The 16,008-nt window shown below is 41.8% G+C and carries 12 protein-coding genes; 3 read left to right on the forward strand and 9 right to left on the reverse strand.

Features of this window, described 5'->3' with window-relative positions; genetic code table 11:
* Nucleotides 1–79: 79 nt before the first annotated feature.
* The 3 genes from NSQ55_RS21595 to NSQ55_RS21605 are packed head-to-tail and all read left to right on the forward strand — an operon-like array spanning nucleotide 80 to nucleotide 4,408.
* Nucleotides 80–1,849: a sensor histidine kinase gene (locus NSQ55_RS21595; RefSeq protein ID WP_076134511.1), complete on the forward strand. Its 1,770-nt coding sequence runs from the start codon at nucleotides 80–82 to the stop codon at nucleotides 1,847–1,849.
* 12 nt (nucleotides 1,850–1,861) lie between these two features.
* Nucleotides 1,862–3,106: a response regulator gene (locus NSQ55_RS21600; RefSeq protein ID WP_339169036.1), complete on the forward strand. Its 1,245-nt coding sequence runs from the start codon at nucleotides 1,862–1,864 to the stop codon at nucleotides 3,104–3,106.
* Nucleotides 3,107–3,124: 18 nt separating this feature from the next.
* Nucleotides 3,125–4,408, forward strand: a complete 1,284-nt coding sequence (locus NSQ55_RS21605) for an extracellular solute-binding protein (protein WP_076306152.1) — start codon at nucleotides 3,125–3,127, stop codon at nucleotides 4,406–4,408.
* A gap of 73 nt (nucleotides 4,409–4,481) precedes the next feature.
* Here NSQ55_RS21605 and NSQ55_RS21610 read toward each other — a convergent pair whose 3' ends face one another.
* The 9 genes from NSQ55_RS21610 to pflA form a co-directional block, all read right to left on the reverse strand.
* Nucleotides 4,482–6,080 carry an ABC transporter substrate-binding protein gene (locus NSQ55_RS21610; RefSeq protein WP_339169037.1) on the reverse strand — a complete coding sequence of 533 codons (1,599 nt, stop codon included), beginning with the start codon at nucleotides 6,078–6,080 and terminating at the stop codon, nucleotides 4,482–4,484.
* A gap of 94 nt (nucleotides 6,081–6,174) precedes the next feature.
* Nucleotides 6,175–7,137, reverse strand: a complete 963-nt coding sequence (locus NSQ55_RS21615; RefSeq protein ID WP_235219483.1) for a carbohydrate ABC transporter permease — start codon at nucleotides 7,135–7,137, stop codon at nucleotides 6,175–6,177.
* Nucleotides 7,138–7,152: 15 nt separating this feature from the next.
* On the reverse strand, nucleotides 7,153–8,145 hold the full coding sequence (locus tag NSQ55_RS21620; protein WP_305953563.1) for an ABC transporter permease subunit: 993 nt from the start codon (nucleotides 8,143–8,145) through the stop codon (nucleotides 7,153–7,155).
* A gap of 597 nt (nucleotides 8,146–8,742) precedes the next feature.
* On the reverse strand, nucleotides 8,743–9,534 hold the full coding sequence (locus tag NSQ55_RS21625; protein WP_339169041.1) for a response regulator: 792 nt from the start codon (nucleotides 9,532–9,534) through the stop codon (nucleotides 8,743–8,745).
* Nucleotides 9,512–11,365 carry a sensor histidine kinase gene (locus NSQ55_RS21630; protein WP_076129629.1) on the reverse strand — a complete coding sequence of 618 codons (1,854 nt, stop codon included), beginning with the start codon at nucleotides 11,363–11,365 and terminating at the stop codon, nucleotides 9,512–9,514. The genes NSQ55_RS21625 and NSQ55_RS21630 overlap by 23 nt, the downstream gene beginning before the upstream one ends.
* A 28-nt stretch (nucleotides 11,366–11,393) precedes the next feature.
* The gene (locus NSQ55_RS21635; protein ID WP_036682912.1) at nucleotides 11,394–12,224 is read right to left on the reverse strand and encodes a carbohydrate ABC transporter permease; all 831 of its coding nucleotides are present in this window, start codon (nucleotides 12,222–12,224) and stop codon (nucleotides 11,394–11,396) included.
* The gene (locus NSQ55_RS21640; protein ID WP_036682917.1) at nucleotides 12,224–13,108 is read right to left on the reverse strand and encodes a sugar ABC transporter permease; all 885 of its coding nucleotides are present in this window, start codon (nucleotides 13,106–13,108) and stop codon (nucleotides 12,224–12,226) included. Before NSQ55_RS21640 ends, NSQ55_RS21635 begins: the two co-directional genes overlap by 1 nt.
* Nucleotides 13,109–13,236: 128 nt before the next feature.
* On the reverse strand, nucleotides 13,237–14,643 hold the full coding sequence (locus tag NSQ55_RS21645) for an extracellular solute-binding protein (protein ID WP_076129628.1): 1,407 nt from the start codon (nucleotides 14,641–14,643) through the stop codon (nucleotides 13,237–13,239).
* 439 nt (nucleotides 14,644–15,082) lie between these two features.
* Nucleotides 15,083–15,820: a pyruvate formate-lyase-activating protein gene (gene pflA / locus NSQ55_RS21650; protein WP_036682920.1), complete on the reverse strand. Its 738-nt coding sequence runs from the start codon at nucleotides 15,818–15,820 to the stop codon at nucleotides 15,083–15,085.
* Nucleotides 15,821–16,008 lie beyond the last annotated feature (188 nt).

Here is a 16,008-nt window from a genome sequence, read left to right on the forward strand (position 1 = left end):
TTTTTCGTCTGACTATATTCGCTTTCATTTGCTTTTGTTACAATGTATGGAAGAATATCTTTTACATGCGAGGGATAACATGTCCAAAAAAATCTCCATCCTCGTTCAATTAATCATGGGCTTCTCTCTAATCATCTTCACCATCGTAGGATTCACCATTTTTTTGTCCTACCGCTCTTCCTCTCAAGCTGTTCTAAACCGCTCCAATCAATATATCCTGGAATCCGTCAAGCAACTTCAAGGTAAAATGGACGCAATTCTTCAGGATAACGATAAGCTTTCTTCTACGATCATGTTCAGTCCCTTGATTCAAGAAACCTTGGGAGACTTAGCGTTGTCACGTTCACCTCGTACAGACGCCATGGAAATTACTCGTTACATAGATCAACAGACACGTTCCATAAACTCTGACATCCAGTTCAAGCTGCTCGGTCTGTCCGATGATCAGGTGTATACCAACAGCAGTTCCTTAAAGGTCATCTGGGACAGTGAAAAGGAAATCCGCGATGCTTATTGGTTCCCGGCTATAGCACAGAATAAAGGCCGAATGGTCTGGTTCGGTGTAGATGTATGGCAGAACGGTAATATCCCTGTGGTGATGGGAGCCAGACAAATTAATGATTGGAATGATCTAAACCGGTTAGGAACCCTGTTTCTTGTCCTCCCTGTCGAGGTTATCCATAACGCTGTCAGCCAATTTCACCTCGGCAAAAACGAGAAAATCCAAGTTGTTGATTCATTTAATACCATTGTCTATTCCACAGATCCAAAAGAAATTGGACTCTATATGAACGACGGGCTTCTAAAACAATTCAGCAATCATAAAGCCAGAATCGTTCCACAAAAAATAAACTCACGCAATCTGTTCGTATCCTATGCCTATTCCGACTATAGCGAGTGGAGCGTTTTTGCTTACATTGATTCTAAAGACGCTGTTAAAGATTTAAATACGATTCGCCGGAATATTATTTTAATTGGCCTGCTGGGGATGGGTGCTGCCCTACTATTCACTTTCTTTTTCTCTTGGACCCTATCCAAGCCCCTTCGTAATCTGGCAACCAAGCTGAGCAATGTCGAACGGGGAACTACTTTACCTTTTGTAAAAACAACCATGAACAAAGAAATGGCTATCCTTTATTCAAGCTATAATTCGATGCTCCAAAACCTGGATCATACTATCGCTGACCTATCCAGCAAACAAATCAGTGAAAAGCAAGCTCAGATCGTAGCACTCAAAGCGCAATTCCGCCCGCATTTTCTTTATAACACTTTGAATACAATCTATTGGTCGCTCGCCAACAAACGCATGCAGGAAGAGTCCCAAATGGTACTCGCTCTAAGTGACCTGCTCCGCTATAGTATTGACCGCGGATCCGAATTCGTTACAGTTGAGGAGGATTTAAAGCAATTAGAACGGTTCATTTTTCTCCAGAAGCTACGCTACGAGGACAAATTGCAGATTGATCTTTTTGTAAATCCTGAGGTTATGAATGGCCAGCTAATGAAATTAACCCTTCAGCCACTTGTCGAAAATGCCATTACTCATGGACTTGAACCCACACTTCGGGAAGTATGGCTAATTCGCATACGCGCCTATAGTGAAGGAACATCTCTGGTGTTAACTGTAGAAGACAACGGGGACGGCATGAGTGAGGAAAGTATGGCAGACGCATTAGTCGGCGGTGAGGTTAATCCGGAGAAGCTGCTTCATACCGGAATTGGACTATCTAATCTAAATCATCGCATAGAGCTGATCTACGGACAGGAATTTGGTCTACAGCTATCAACAAGCGAGCTTGGTGGCTTATTTGTGAAGGTCACTGTTCCATTACAGTATGATCAAAGTTAAGGGGGCACAACGATGAATGTGTTAATCGTGGACGACGAAAGTTTTGTTCGCCGTTCTCTGTCAGAAATGCTGGGAAGTGCGAATCACAACTTTAGCATTATTGGCTCGGCAGAGAACGGTTTGGAGGCTGTGCAATTCTTAAAAGAGCATATGGTTGATCTGGTGATATCCGATATCCGAATGCCCGGCATGGATGGGCTGGAACTCGCAAAGCATATCCATGAATGTTATCCAGACACTGAAACCGTGCTGCTCACAGGTTATCAGGACTTCACCTATGCCAGTCAAGCCATCCGTTATGGTGTAAAGGAATATTTGGTTAAACCAAATTCAGTAGAACATATTCTTGAAGTCGCAACAGGCGTATATGAACGTCTTCAATTGAAGAAACAGCAGAGGCAATTAACGCAGCTAAGAGAAAAAAACCTTCGGGAGAAACGCTTATCTGATCTTCTTTACGGCATCCCGTTACCCTATTTTGAAGAACAACTCATTCCTCCTTTTCATTCCTTTGTAGTCGTAACCGTAAACCATCTTGGAGTGGGCATGCCACAGAACTGGTCGGAACAAGCCATGTATGCAGCGGTTATAAATATATTAGAAGAATGTTTTGCGCTGTATGCCAACGTTGTTGGCATTCAAGAGGAGCAGGAAGCCATCATGCTATTATTCTATCCTCTTGAGCAGCCTAACCGCGTTGATGAGGTATTGACACAAGAGCTGCTGCATAAGCTATCGGGCATTCTGAAATCGCCATTCTGTGCAGGGGTCTCTAACCCTCACTATCAATTGGGGGCACTCGCAACCGCCTATCATGAGAGTCTGGAAGCTTGTCAGCAGGTCAAAAAAGAGAGTACGCCATCCGTTATCTTTTTCAGAGACCTCTCCATGCATTCGGCTTCTCCACAGCTCACTGAACAACTACAAGTAAAGGCAACGCGCAGGGTAATCTCTATGATGATTGAGGTTATGAATTCCCGGCTCCAAGAAAATCTCTCCCTCAAGATGATCGCAGACGAACTGTATATGAATCCTACCTATCTCGGCCGATTGTTTAAAGATGATGTAGGGGAGCCTTTCTCTAGCTTTCTTACCAAACTTCGTATTCAAAAAGCTACTGAATTATTAGAGAATGTTACTCTCAAGGTATATGAGGTTAGCGAATTAGTAGGCTTTAAGGATCCTGCGTATTTCAGTCTCATTTTCAAGAAATACATGGGGATGACTCCTCAGGAATTTCAGAAGCACAACAAATAAAGCAGAGGTGTGTTTCTCTTGAATGTAAATGGTAAGTTGATTACTGTCCTATTAACATTTGGCTTGTTACTTAATACAAGTGGTTGTCAGCTCTCTCCTTCCAAGGAAGATACCGCTTTACAAGACCCGATACAGCTGAACATCTGGCTCACTGCTGGATCAGGTCTTGAGTCGCTCATTGACCAGTATCAATCCCAGCATCCCGAGCTAGAGATTCATATTCAGACCTCCACCTCCACGCAGCTTCCAGCCAAGCTACAGACCTCATTCGCAGCTGGATATAGTTCGCCGGATGTGGCTGCCATTGATATTAGCTATTTGGATCGCTTCAAACAATTTCCTGACTATTTTTATAATCTAAAAACCTTTGAAGCTGACAATCTGAAGGACCAATTTCTGAATTGGAAGTGGCAGGAGGTGCTGGGTAATGATTTTATTTTCGGATTACCAACGGAAATTGGACCCTATGCCATGTTATATCGAACGGATATATTCGCATTATCAGGCCTCCCTACTAAACCAGAGGAAGTGGCTAAAGAAATCCAAACTTGGGATCAATTCCTTGAAGCGGGCACCAAAGTACAGGAGAGAACAGGAAAAGCTTTTGTAAATGACTTGGAGAACCTCTATCTCACCCTTCTACGTCAGTCCAAGCTTCAATATTACAGTCCCACAACGCAAGAATTGATCCTCGACAATAATCCAGCGGTCAAACGAGCCTGGGACTTCTCAATTCAAGCCCTTAAGCTAAATCTGTCCGCCAGTATTGCAGTGGATACCCAACGCTGGGGTGCAGGCCTGCTCAACGGAGATTTTGCAGTCATGCTCTGTCCGGCTTGGATGATTGGTCATATCAAGAGCAGTGCTCCAACTGCCAGCGGTTTATGGAATGTAACACAAATCCCAGAAAACAGCGCTAATCGCGGAGGCTCCGTTCTGACCTTACCAAAGACAGGTAATCATCCTGATGAATCCTTTGCTCTTATTAAATGGCTAACCGAACCAACGCAGCAATTGGTTTCTTTCAAGGTACAAGGGGCTTTCCCTTCCACCCCCGAAATCTATGATGACCCAGAAATCCACGATCTGCATGATCCTTATTTTCCTAATTCAGAGCTTGGTCTGACCCTTTCGTCAGCAGCAAAAGCAGTAATTCCCACCTATTACGGCCCTCATCATGCTGACGTGGAGACAAGCATGCTCGAATACTTGACCAAAGCTGAAAAAGGCGAGCTAACTCCTGAACTGGCTTGGACCCTTGCTGTTCAAGCCGCAAAGCGAATAGACAGCTCCTTCCGCTAAGTACTATCATAAAAAGGCTCTCCCCGGCTAAATCAGCCTGCCGGGGAGAGCCTTTTTTGAATTCATTTTCGCTTTATTTTTGCGCAGCCAGGAAAGCATCCAGCTGTTTTTGTTTCTCTGCAATAATCTTATCGAGCCCTGCCTTTTTCAGCTTATCAGCATACTTAGTCAGTACGGTATCAGGATCAACAGAACCCGTATCCAAACTGATGTCGTATTCATCCATTACAGCTTTACAAGCAGCCATTTCAGTCTTCATTGAGGAGGCATCGAAGTTGAAACCAAGCGCTACAGAGGCTTTACCTTTAGAGTTAAAGGCTTTGAATTGTTCCCATTTGTCTGGAGCCTCACTTTCCCACACGGGGTTCAGGAATTGACTTCCAAGCATCCAAGCTGCAGCCGTATTATAATCAGCTGTTTTATCTGTAGCTTTGATCGTATCACCACTTACGACTTCATAGTGCACACCTTTTATACCGAAAACAAGCAGATTGTTGATATCTTTATCTGTGTGCAGAATATCTAGCACCATCATGGCCCGAGCCGGATCACCAGAGGAAGCGGAGATCGCAAGCATCGATCCAGCAGCATCACTTGTAGAAATCGTTGGATCATTGAATGCAATTTGTTTCAGCTTGCCAACCAAGCCGGTAGCGTTAGCCAGCTCACTATCTTTACCCGGTTTAAGCGATTGCACTGTCATAAAGACATTGCCAGCCTTCATTGCATCCTGAGTCGAATTCGTAGCAACAGCTGCGTCTTTGTTAATGTAACCTTTTTTCATATACTCACGAGTAAGTTTAATGATTTCTTTATAACGATCCATCTCAATCATCGATTGAATCTTAGTATCTGAGGAATCTTTAAGCAGAACACCAGGAATGGCAGCATCACCAAGGGTATCGTATTGTGCCATGTATTGTGAGTTAAAGGTCTCACCTTGTTTGAAATACAATGGAGTCAGGTCAGGTCTTTTCTCCTTCACTACTTTGAGAACTGCATCCAGATCTTGGATGGATTTCACATTTGACATATCGATGCCCAGTTCATCCGCAATATCGGAGCGATAGACAACCCCACCTTGTGCAGCCAGCTCCTTGTTTGTAGGAACAGCATAATTCATACCATTGATCGCTGAACCTTTTAAGAATTGTGGATCCAGATTTTTTAGAATTCCTTGGCCGTATTCATTTAGGAGATTACCATATTTGCCGCTATCGTCATTAATCGGGAGATAAGCGCCTTTAGCTGCATTCGTTACGTAGTTCTTCCATTGAGCTGTAAAGATGATATCGAATTTTTCCTGACTCGCAATTTTCAGATTGACATCATTGTCCCATGGACCCCAATCGATCGGTGCGATATCCAATTTGGCGTTGATTTTAGGTTCCAATAACTTATTGATTTCATCTTCTACAGCTTTTTCATCCTTTTGCACGGCACCGACATAGATTAACTTGACGGTATAAGGCTCCAATTCTTTTGCCGGTTCGGCAGTAGGATCCGCGGCTGGCTCATCCGTAGCAGCAGCATTGGTAGCGGTTGCATTTTCGCTTGGAGCAGGTGAAGCTGCTTCATTATTCCCGTTATTCCCACCGCAGCCTGCTAAACTAAGACTCAGTACCATCGTTAGCAATAGTGTCATTAGTGCGCTTTTTCTAACAGCTTTCATATACACCATAACCTCCCTCAAAATATTTATATATGCTGAATCGGCCGTTCACACCTTAGCATAAAGCGGCCGAATTAAGCCATTACAATCGTCCTTAACCTTTGACAGCACCCACGGTAAGCCCTTTAATAAAATACTTCTGAAAGAAGGAATATACAAACACGATAGGTCCGATACCAATAACAGCCATCGCCATTCTTACCGTTTCTGTTGGAATATTGATTTCTACACCCTGTGCAGCCAAGGCAGCCATCGCCTGAGGACTTGCTGTCAGGAACTGAACATTCAGCATCGTCTTATACATTAGGTATTGTAAATTGACATGACCTTCGGGTGAGATAAAAATCAAACTAAGGTACCAATCATTCCAATAGGCCAGGGTCTGAAACAAACCTACTGTAGCTAACACTGGCATAGACAAAGGCAAAATAATTTGAACGAAGATCCGGAATTCTGGTGCCCCATCGATCTTCGCAGATTCGATTAAAGCTGGCGGTATGGTATTGGCAAAAAAGGTCCGTAAGATGATAACAAAGAAAGCAGAAACCAGCAGCGGCATAATTAGAATCCATAACGTATCCTTCATATGCATCATGCGCGTGTAGACCAGATACCAAGGCACAAGGCCCCCATTAAACAACATTGTAAAAAACATAAAAAATGAGAAGAAATTACGATGTGGAAAATCTCCACGTGAGATAGGGTAAGCGTACATAGCCATAATGATAAGACTCAGAATCGTGCCCACCACAGTCACAAATAACGAAACGGAAGCTGCATCGATAATTTGCCAATAATCTTTTAACAGAAATTCATAAGAAGAAATATCCCACTTGTTAGGAAAAAAGCTGTAGCCGTTCTGGATAACGGAATTCTCGTCCGAAAACGATACAATAACTACGAGGATCAGCGGCACCACACAAATCGCTGTGTATATCCAAAAGAATATATTAATTAGCAAATTAGATATATTAGATATTTCATTGGGTTGTCTTTGCCGTTTTGTGCGCTTTCCTGTACGCCGTGACGACCCTATTGCTGTTTCTGTCTGGCTCAACACTCCCACCTCCCTTTAGAATAAAGCATCATCTTTACTGATTCGCCGCACTGCTAGATTCGCTAAGAAAATCAATAGAAATCCTACAACAGATTGAACGAGACCCGCGGCTGAAGACATTCCTATATCACCGATTGCGAGGAAGGTTTGATATACATATGTGTCGATAACCTGCGTCGTCGAGTATAACGCTCCTGCATTTCTCGTAACCTGAAAGAATAATCCGAAGTCTGCGTTAAAAATCCTGCCTATCTGCAGCAGCGTCATTACTATAATAACTGGGCTGATTAGCGGCAGTGTGATTTTTCGAATCTGCTTCCATTTAGAAGCTCCATCAATAAGTGCAGCCTCATAATATTCATTATCTATTCCAATAATAGCGGCCATATAAATAACCGTTGTATACCCAATCTCTTTCCATATCTTCACGATTACTAGAATCCCAGGCCAATATTTGGACTGTGAATACCATTCGATAGGATCTACCCCAAAGAACGGGAGTAATGTCTTGTTCATGAACCCATGCTCTGCACTCAGAAAGCCGTATACTAAGTAACTTACGACGACCCAAGAGAGAAAATAAGGGAGAAACATAGCGCTTTGATGGAATTTCGATAGCCATCTGCTGCGCATTTCATTAAACATAATTGCGAAAGCCAGCGAAAAAAATAGCGTCAGTATAATAAACGCTGTATTATACAATAACGTATTCCTCGTAATGATCCAGGCCGTCTCCGTCGAGATTAAATATTTGAAGTTCGCTAACCCGACCCAATCACTACCTAGAATCCCTTTTTGGTAATTGATATCCTTAAATGCAATTACCGTTCCTAACATCGGTATGTAGTTATTGATGATTAGAATCACTATCGCAGGTAACATCATCAAATAGAACACCCAATATTTCTTCATTACTCTAAGAAAATTCGGCGTTCTTCCCCTGCCTGGTTTCTTTACTTCTGACAAGCTGACGGAAGGATTCGTCACACTCATTTTTGGTTCCCCCATTCTCCATCATCCCATTCTTAAGCCCCAATTACTCTTGCTTGCCTAACGTTTTGTGTATCCTCCTTACACTCTAATTAAAACATATGATAATTTATGGGAGTATAGGGAACATATTATATTTCTATAAAAAAAGAGACGATTATCCTCGAAAATCGAGGAAAACCATCTCTTCAGCCTCTAATAGAGGCAAAAAATTTAATTAATCATAGCTTATGTACCTTAATCGCATTTATCACAGCCAAAGGCTGGTTGATAATCTTTTCTCTTCATCACAGCCAAGGGCTGGTTGATAATCTTTTCTCTTCATCACAGCTAAGGACTGATCGATAATTCCTGCCTTAAATTAACTAGGCAATCGTTCCTTGTGTTCCCAGAGAGGCCCACATCCGTAGGTGTGGGACGGCCCCTATACTACGAAGAGGGGTGAGGGAGAAGGAACGGAGAGGAAGTTTGGAACTGTAGGAGCGTAGCGTTCGCCTTTATCCTCGGATTTCAACCGCTAATAGCGGTTTCTAATCAAGAAATCTGAGGATAACAGCGACCGGAAGTCCAAACATTCCTTGGAGCGACGCTAACCTCACCACTCAGCAGCTAACCTCACTGCACTTCGGTCCGGCATCGGTCGCGATACTCCTTAGGCGACATTCCTGTCTGCTTCTGAAATACCTTGGTAAAATAACGCCGCTCCTGATAGCCAACTCCCGAGCCAATCATCGTAATACTCTTATCACTGTTAGTTAGCATAAACTTAGCAGCTTCAATTCGTTGTAGGGTCACGTATTCCACGAAGGTCATAGCAAAACGATTCTTAAATAAGAGACAGAAATAACTGCCACTAATCCCGATCTTATTCGCCACTTCCTCAATCCCAATATCAGAATGGAGATGTTCTGTGATGTACTTAGCTGCTTGGTTCATCAGCTGATCCGGTGTTTTTTTGCCAGAATCATCTTCACCTTCAGGGATTTCCTGAAAAATTGGAATGCTATTATACAGTTTATTCTTAAACTGCTTACTACGGATCTTAGCCCCAATCTCCCGTACCTTATTGCCAAGCTCTTCATAATGTATCGGCTTACAAATATACTCTTTAACACCTAGCCGAATCGCTTCCCGTGCATAATCAAACTCCTGATATCCGGTAAGAAGCAGCACCTCGCTATCCAATCCCATCTCCCGCAACTTACCGATAAAAGTTAACCCGTCCATCACTGGCATACGGATGTCACATAACACAAGATCAGGCTGTTTCTCCTCGGCAATACGCAAAGCATCCATTCCGCTTCGCGCCATACCGACAACCTCCATCCCCATCTCCTGCCAAGACAACACCCTGTTCAGATTATTCAGAATTGGGGCTTCGTCATCAACCAATAATACTTTTAGCATAATGATCTTCCCCCTGCTCGTATTTAGGTATGACACATTGGATAATAGTACCATGACCTGGACTAGAACAGATAAATATTCCGTACCTGTCACCGTATTCAATGCGGATGCGATCTGCTACACTGCGAATACCAAGACCTCTGCGTTCAAGATTCATCCGGTTATCCCGTTCAGCCTTAACTTCTTGCTCCACAGGATCATTCACAATATATTGAAAAATAGCCAACTGAGAAGGTGTAATACCAATACCATTATCTTCAATACGTAAAATCAAATCCCCCTGCTTCTCCCAAACTTTCACAGAAACATGACCTTTGTAATCAATGCCCTCAAATCCATGTTGAATGCTGTTCTCTACAAGCGGTTGTAAAGTGAGTTTAAGGATACCGCAACTCATCAATTCATTCGGAATATCGATCTCGTATTCGAACAAATCTTCAAAGCGGAATTTTTGTATATCCAAATAATTGCGTAAATGTTTAACTTCTTCATCCAGTGTAATCTCTTCCCGATCCTGAATGCTGATTCGCAAAATACTGGCCAGCCTGTAGACCATCTCACTAACTTTTTTGCCTTCATTCTGTATAGCGAGAACATTGATTGATTCTAATGTATTGAATAAAAAATGTGGTTTAATCTGTGCCTGCAGAACACGCATCTCAGCTTGATTCTTGCGACGCTGCTCCACATGAATTCTGTTAAACAATCCATTGATTTTATCCATAAGATCATTAAAACCCTTAGCAAGCAGCGTTAGCTCATCATTCCCTTTAACTTCTACCCTAGTGGTCAGATCTCCGTCTTCAACCCGGCGCATAAAACGAACAATGACGGCGATGCCGCCGGTAATCCGGTTCATAAAAAATAAATTGAAGATCACAGCTGCCAATAAGCAAAGGAAAATCACAGCGACGAACCAGCGAGCAAATACTGTAACTTCGTGAGACAACGTATCCCAAGAAGTCACAGATACCAGACTCCATGGATAGTCCTTCAAATGATACATGGAAAGAATGCTTTTCTCCCCGTTGTACTCTGTTTTGAAACTCTGAAACCCTTTTTTAAAGGTAATCTCTTTATCCGCGAAAGACTGGAAGTCCTGTCCATCCAGCTTTTGATCTGGGTCAAAAAGAATCATTCCATCATCATTTACAAGCATAAAGGAAACATCCTGATTGCTATCCCCAATTTTTAAATTGCGAAATATGGATTCGAACTCCCAATTCTTGATCTGCACAACTAGGATACCTATGTTCTGAAAGAAGCTCAATTCCTTCACTAGCCGAATTTGTGTAAACACAGGTTCAGTACCCGTAAGCTCGGGATACTCGTGAGGAGCCAGCCATTTCGGCACACCATTTAAGTCCATAACTTCCTGGTACAGATCACTTTTTTTGAATGTATCATAGGGTAGCGTTCGGAAATTTTCCTTGTTAAAAAGCGACACGATTTCAGAGTTACCTCTACCGTTAAAATTGTACAAAAATGCATAACTGATCGATGGATGATTAAACAACAGACTACGGAAATTGCGCTGGCTCGCATTCAGATTCAGTTGCTCAGCATCAGTCAAATCCTGGTTGTTAGGATCATCTGCACTAAGGGCCATATGAAACACCGAGGTAGCAATTCCGTTGTCTGTAACGTTATCCATATCTTTTAATACATTAGAAATACTGTAACTAATCGCTTTAAGTGAGTATTCCGACTGCTGGCTGTACTTTTTTTCAATAGAATTATAAGTCACAAAAAACATAAGCATGCCTAGAATAAATAAAGGAATGATAATCAGGCCCAAAAATGCCGTAAATAATTTATAGCGCAAATTCATCGGCTAGTGCTCCTGACTGAGAATAAAGTTATCCTTTTACGCCGCCCGCTGTTACACCTTCAATAATCTTCTCCTGAAGAATTGCATAAATGATAATTACCGGCAGTACGCTGAAGACGATACCGGCTGACATTTGTGCATAGTTCATCTGGTATTGATCCCGGAATTGGACCATACCTACTGGAAGCGTTCGCAGCTCGTCATTCGACAGGAAGTAGTTAGCTAGCAAGAACTCGTTCCAATTTCCCAGGAAATTAACAATGAATACCGTAACCATAGCCGGAACCGTTAGAGGTACAATAATTCTAGCAAAGATACCCGGTGCCTTCAAGCCATCCATGACCGCAGCTTCTTCTATTTCTCTAGGTAAATTTCGCATAAATGCTGCTAAAATAATGATGGTAAATGGAATCGCATTGGCGATATAAGGAATGATCAACGCCCAGTGGGTGTTCAGTATTCCTAACTTACGTACAATCGTATAAATCGGCAGCATTAAAGCATTATTCGGGATGAGCATTCCTACTAAAACCAGTGAGAACAAAATAGTATTCCATTTCCCCTGACGCATCCGCGTAACCGCAAAAGCAAACATAGACGCAAGCAGAATGGACACTACAGAGGCAAGGATCGAAATGTACAAACTGTTGAAAAAGTAAGTACTAATCTTGGCATTTACCCAAGCCTCCACGTAGTTATTGAAGACGAATTCCTTGGGGATGCCAAAAGGATTAAGCGCAATCTCATTATTATCCTTTTTCACAGATGAGAATAATACGAATAGGAAAGGAAACAGGATCACTAACAAATAGAATAAAAGGGCAATATGTGGCAGACTCTTTTTCAGGGCGCGTGGCATCAGTATTCAATCCTTTCTGTACGACGTGCAATCAGCAGCTGATAAAGGACTGTAACCACCAGTGTAAATGCAAAGATCAGGACAGCGATGGCATTTCCGTATCCATACTTAAAGTTCGTGATCGCATATTTAATCATGTATGTTGCCATTACATCGGTTGAACCTGCAGGTCCCCCCTTAGTCATAACGATGACGATATCCGCAGCTTTCATTGCTCCAGCAATGGATAGCATAATTACAACCGAGATGATCGGTACGATTAGTGGGAGCGTGATACGAGTAGCGCGTTGAAATCCAGTTGCGCCGTCAATGGCTGCAGCTTCATCCAATTCACCAGGAATAGCTAGAATCGCCGCTAGGACCATAACGATATAAAATCCAGTCCACTGCCAAGCATTCGTCAACAAAATAGAAAGCATTGCAAATCTTTCATCTGACAGCCAGTAAATAGGATTAATTCCTACTAGACTAAGGAGCTTATTAAAAAGTCCAATGTTGGGCTCATAGATAAACCCCCAGAGAATACCGATAACCGCTGTAGACATAATGGAAGGCATAAAGACTGCTGTCTTATATAAGCCCTTTAACTTCTTCACATTAGAAATTAATAACGAGAAGAATACGATCAACGGTACCTGTATACATACGGAGAAAAGAATAAACCAACCGTTGTTTTTAACGGATATCCAGAATCGTTCATCTCCTAGTGCTTTCTCATAATTACTTAATCCGGCTGATTTAACCGTCTCCGATACACCGTTCCAACTAGTAAAGCTGTAATAAATAGAACTAAAAATGGGGTAAATGAAAAACATCGTGAACAATATCAATGCTGGAAGAACGAAAAGGAAAAATACCACTGGATTTCTTAATGCTTTATTCATGACTACCTCCGGTTGCTTTGACATCTGGCGAATAGTGAATGCTTCAGATCAAGTGCAAACACATATTTTCTTTGATTTTAAAAATGTACCCTGGATTTAGCACCAGGGTACATTCAGTTTGCAGCTATTTATTCAACTGCTGCGTTTGCTTCTTCTTGTACCTTTTGCAAAGCTTCGCCCATTTTCTCAGGAGTCGTCTGATCGCCAATCAGTTTTTGAATTTGAATGTTACTGATTTCTGTAGTTACATCAGCTTGAACAAGAGAGTCAAATGCTGGGAACGAAGATTGTGAGTTGTTAAGTACACCTACGATTTCGCTCATCAGATCATCAGTAATATTCTCATTCAATACGTTTTGGTCAATCTTCATTGCTGGCAATACACCATCTTCAACAAGTCCGCGCAATTGCATTTCTTCATTAAATAAGTTTTTAATAAAAGATTTCACAGCAGCCAATTGACGTGGATCTTTCTCAGCAGATGCAGAGAAACCATAACCATTGTTCACATCGCGCATCAATGCAGTTTGGTCACCCGCTCCGCCTTCAACTGCTGGGATGTTGAAGAATCCAACTTTACCGATCAAACCTTCGCCAGATTGGCCCGTTTTAAATACGGAAGATTTCCAAGTACCATCATACAGCAGGATCGCTTCACCACTAGTGAATTGTGTTGTGTATTCAGCATATTCAAAGCCAAGTTCGCCTTTTTTGAAGTAGCCTTTGTCAACCCATTCTTTGTATTTCGCAAATCCTTTTACTACATTTGGATCAGACCATTTAGCTTCGCCTGTTGCAAATTTAGCAGTTACATCCGGACCTGCATAACGTGACCACAGGTGGTTAGCTAACATAAGTGGTACCCAACCAGCTTTGGATGCACCAGCCAAAGGTACTTTTCCATCAGCCTTGATATCAGCCAATTGTTGTTCCAATTCAGCAAATGTTGTTGGAGCCTTCCAGCCCTTGCTTGTATAGTATTCTTTGTTATAGAAGAAACCTTCACCAGAACCACCGATTGGCAATCCATAGATTTTTCCTTCATAAGTGAAAGGATCAAGATTTGAGAATTTATCCTTAATTCCAAGTTCCTCAAGGATTGGAGTCAGGTCAAGTAATTTACCTTCTTTAGCATAGATCTTGGAGTCAGGGCTACCGAACAGATCGAAGATTTCCGGTGGATTACCCGCAGCCATTTCACCACGCAATTTTTCTTTACGGTTTACATCTGAATCTACCCCATCGAGTTTAAAGGTCAGACCCGGTACATCCTCTTGTACTTTGTTAACTACTTCTTCGAGAATAGCCAGACGTTTCTGCTTGTCTGCACCGATTTGAGTGTGACGAATCGTCATTTCAAATGGCTCGTTATTTACCGGTTCTTCTGTTGCTGGAGCATTTGTAGCGGCTGAGTTAGTCGCGGTAGCGTTTCCATCTCCTTTGTTAGAAGACGCATTGTTGTTGCCTCCGCAACCAGTCAGTAAAGCTGATGATACGAAAATCAGGGACAATAGCAAAGTCATACTTTTTTTCATTTCTTGTGACCCTCCCTATATATTGATGTGCTTTACACTTCTTATTATAGAAAACAGACTTCATTATCGTAAGGTTAAGATTCATCCACTATAGGGATAAAAATCTCTAATGTAAGCGGAATCAACTACATGATAAGTTATATTTTATAACATTAAAATGTTAAATCGCTTTATTTATTTGTTTTTCTCATCACAAAAGTTTGTTTTTCTTTAAAAACATTTAATTAAAATATCAAATTAGTCATATTACCTGACATATTCATTTATTATCTACCCCATAAACCACGTGTAACTATAGCATGTCTTTATTAGAAATAATATAAAATTCCCCCTCAGAGGAGCTTTAACCCCTCCCTTTTTACTTCCTCATAACAAAAAACCGCACCTTCAGTGATGATCAACCACTGAGGGTACGGTCTCTCTTAAAAATAGATTTCTATTATACCAATGCCGTTTGCTTACGACCTTCTTCGACCAAGCGGTATGCCCGTTGCACTTCTTCTTCTGTTGGAGAAGGTACTCCATCCAGTTCATAAGCTTTGCCGAGCATTTCCCATTTATAGATACCCATCTGATGATAAGGTAAGATTTCGAATTTCTCGACGCCATTTAAGGTTCCAATATAACGACCTAAGTTAATGAGATCCTCTTCACGATCATGAATACCAGGAACATATACATGTCGGATCCACATCTTACGATTATGGTCTGAGAGCCAGCGTGCAAGCTTCAAAGTTCGATCATTGGATTTACCGGTTAATTTGATATGCGCTTCTTCATCAATATGCTTCAGATCAAGCATAACCAAATCTGTTACATCCAATAAGTCATTAATCTTGTCACCTTCGTTGTAACCATTACTGTCTAATGTGGTGTGCAAATTCCAACGCTTCTTCACTTCCGTAAATAACTGCTTTACAAATTGCGCCTGCAAGGTTGGTTCTCCACCGGATACAGTTAACCCGCCACCGGATGAACGATAGTAGTTTATATATGGCTCGATTTCCGAAAGCACTTCTTCTAGAGTCATTTCTTTACCTTCATCTAAAGCCCATGTATCAGGGTTATGGCAATACTGACATTTCAGCAAGCAGCCTTGCATAAATAAGACAAATCGAATACCAGGTCCATCAACGGTTCCAAAGGTTTCCAAAGAATGTATGCGACCTTTAATCATAGGATGTCATCCTTTCGCCACGCCAGACTAACAGTCCCTTTTTCAACGATGAAGATCCCTGTCCTTGAGACTGTCATATCCCTATATCGCGGCAATAAAATTTAAAATTTTAACAATTCTCAAACAAGATATTACCGCCCTTGAGACAAGGGCGGTATCTTCCTTGCAATTATTTCAATAGTAGTACT

The organism is Paenibacillus sp. FSL H7-0943 (genome assembly GCF_037963265.1).
GTDB classification, from domain to species: Bacteria; Bacillota; Bacilli; order Paenibacillales; family Paenibacillaceae; genus Paenibacillus_AQ; species Paenibacillus_AQ odorifer.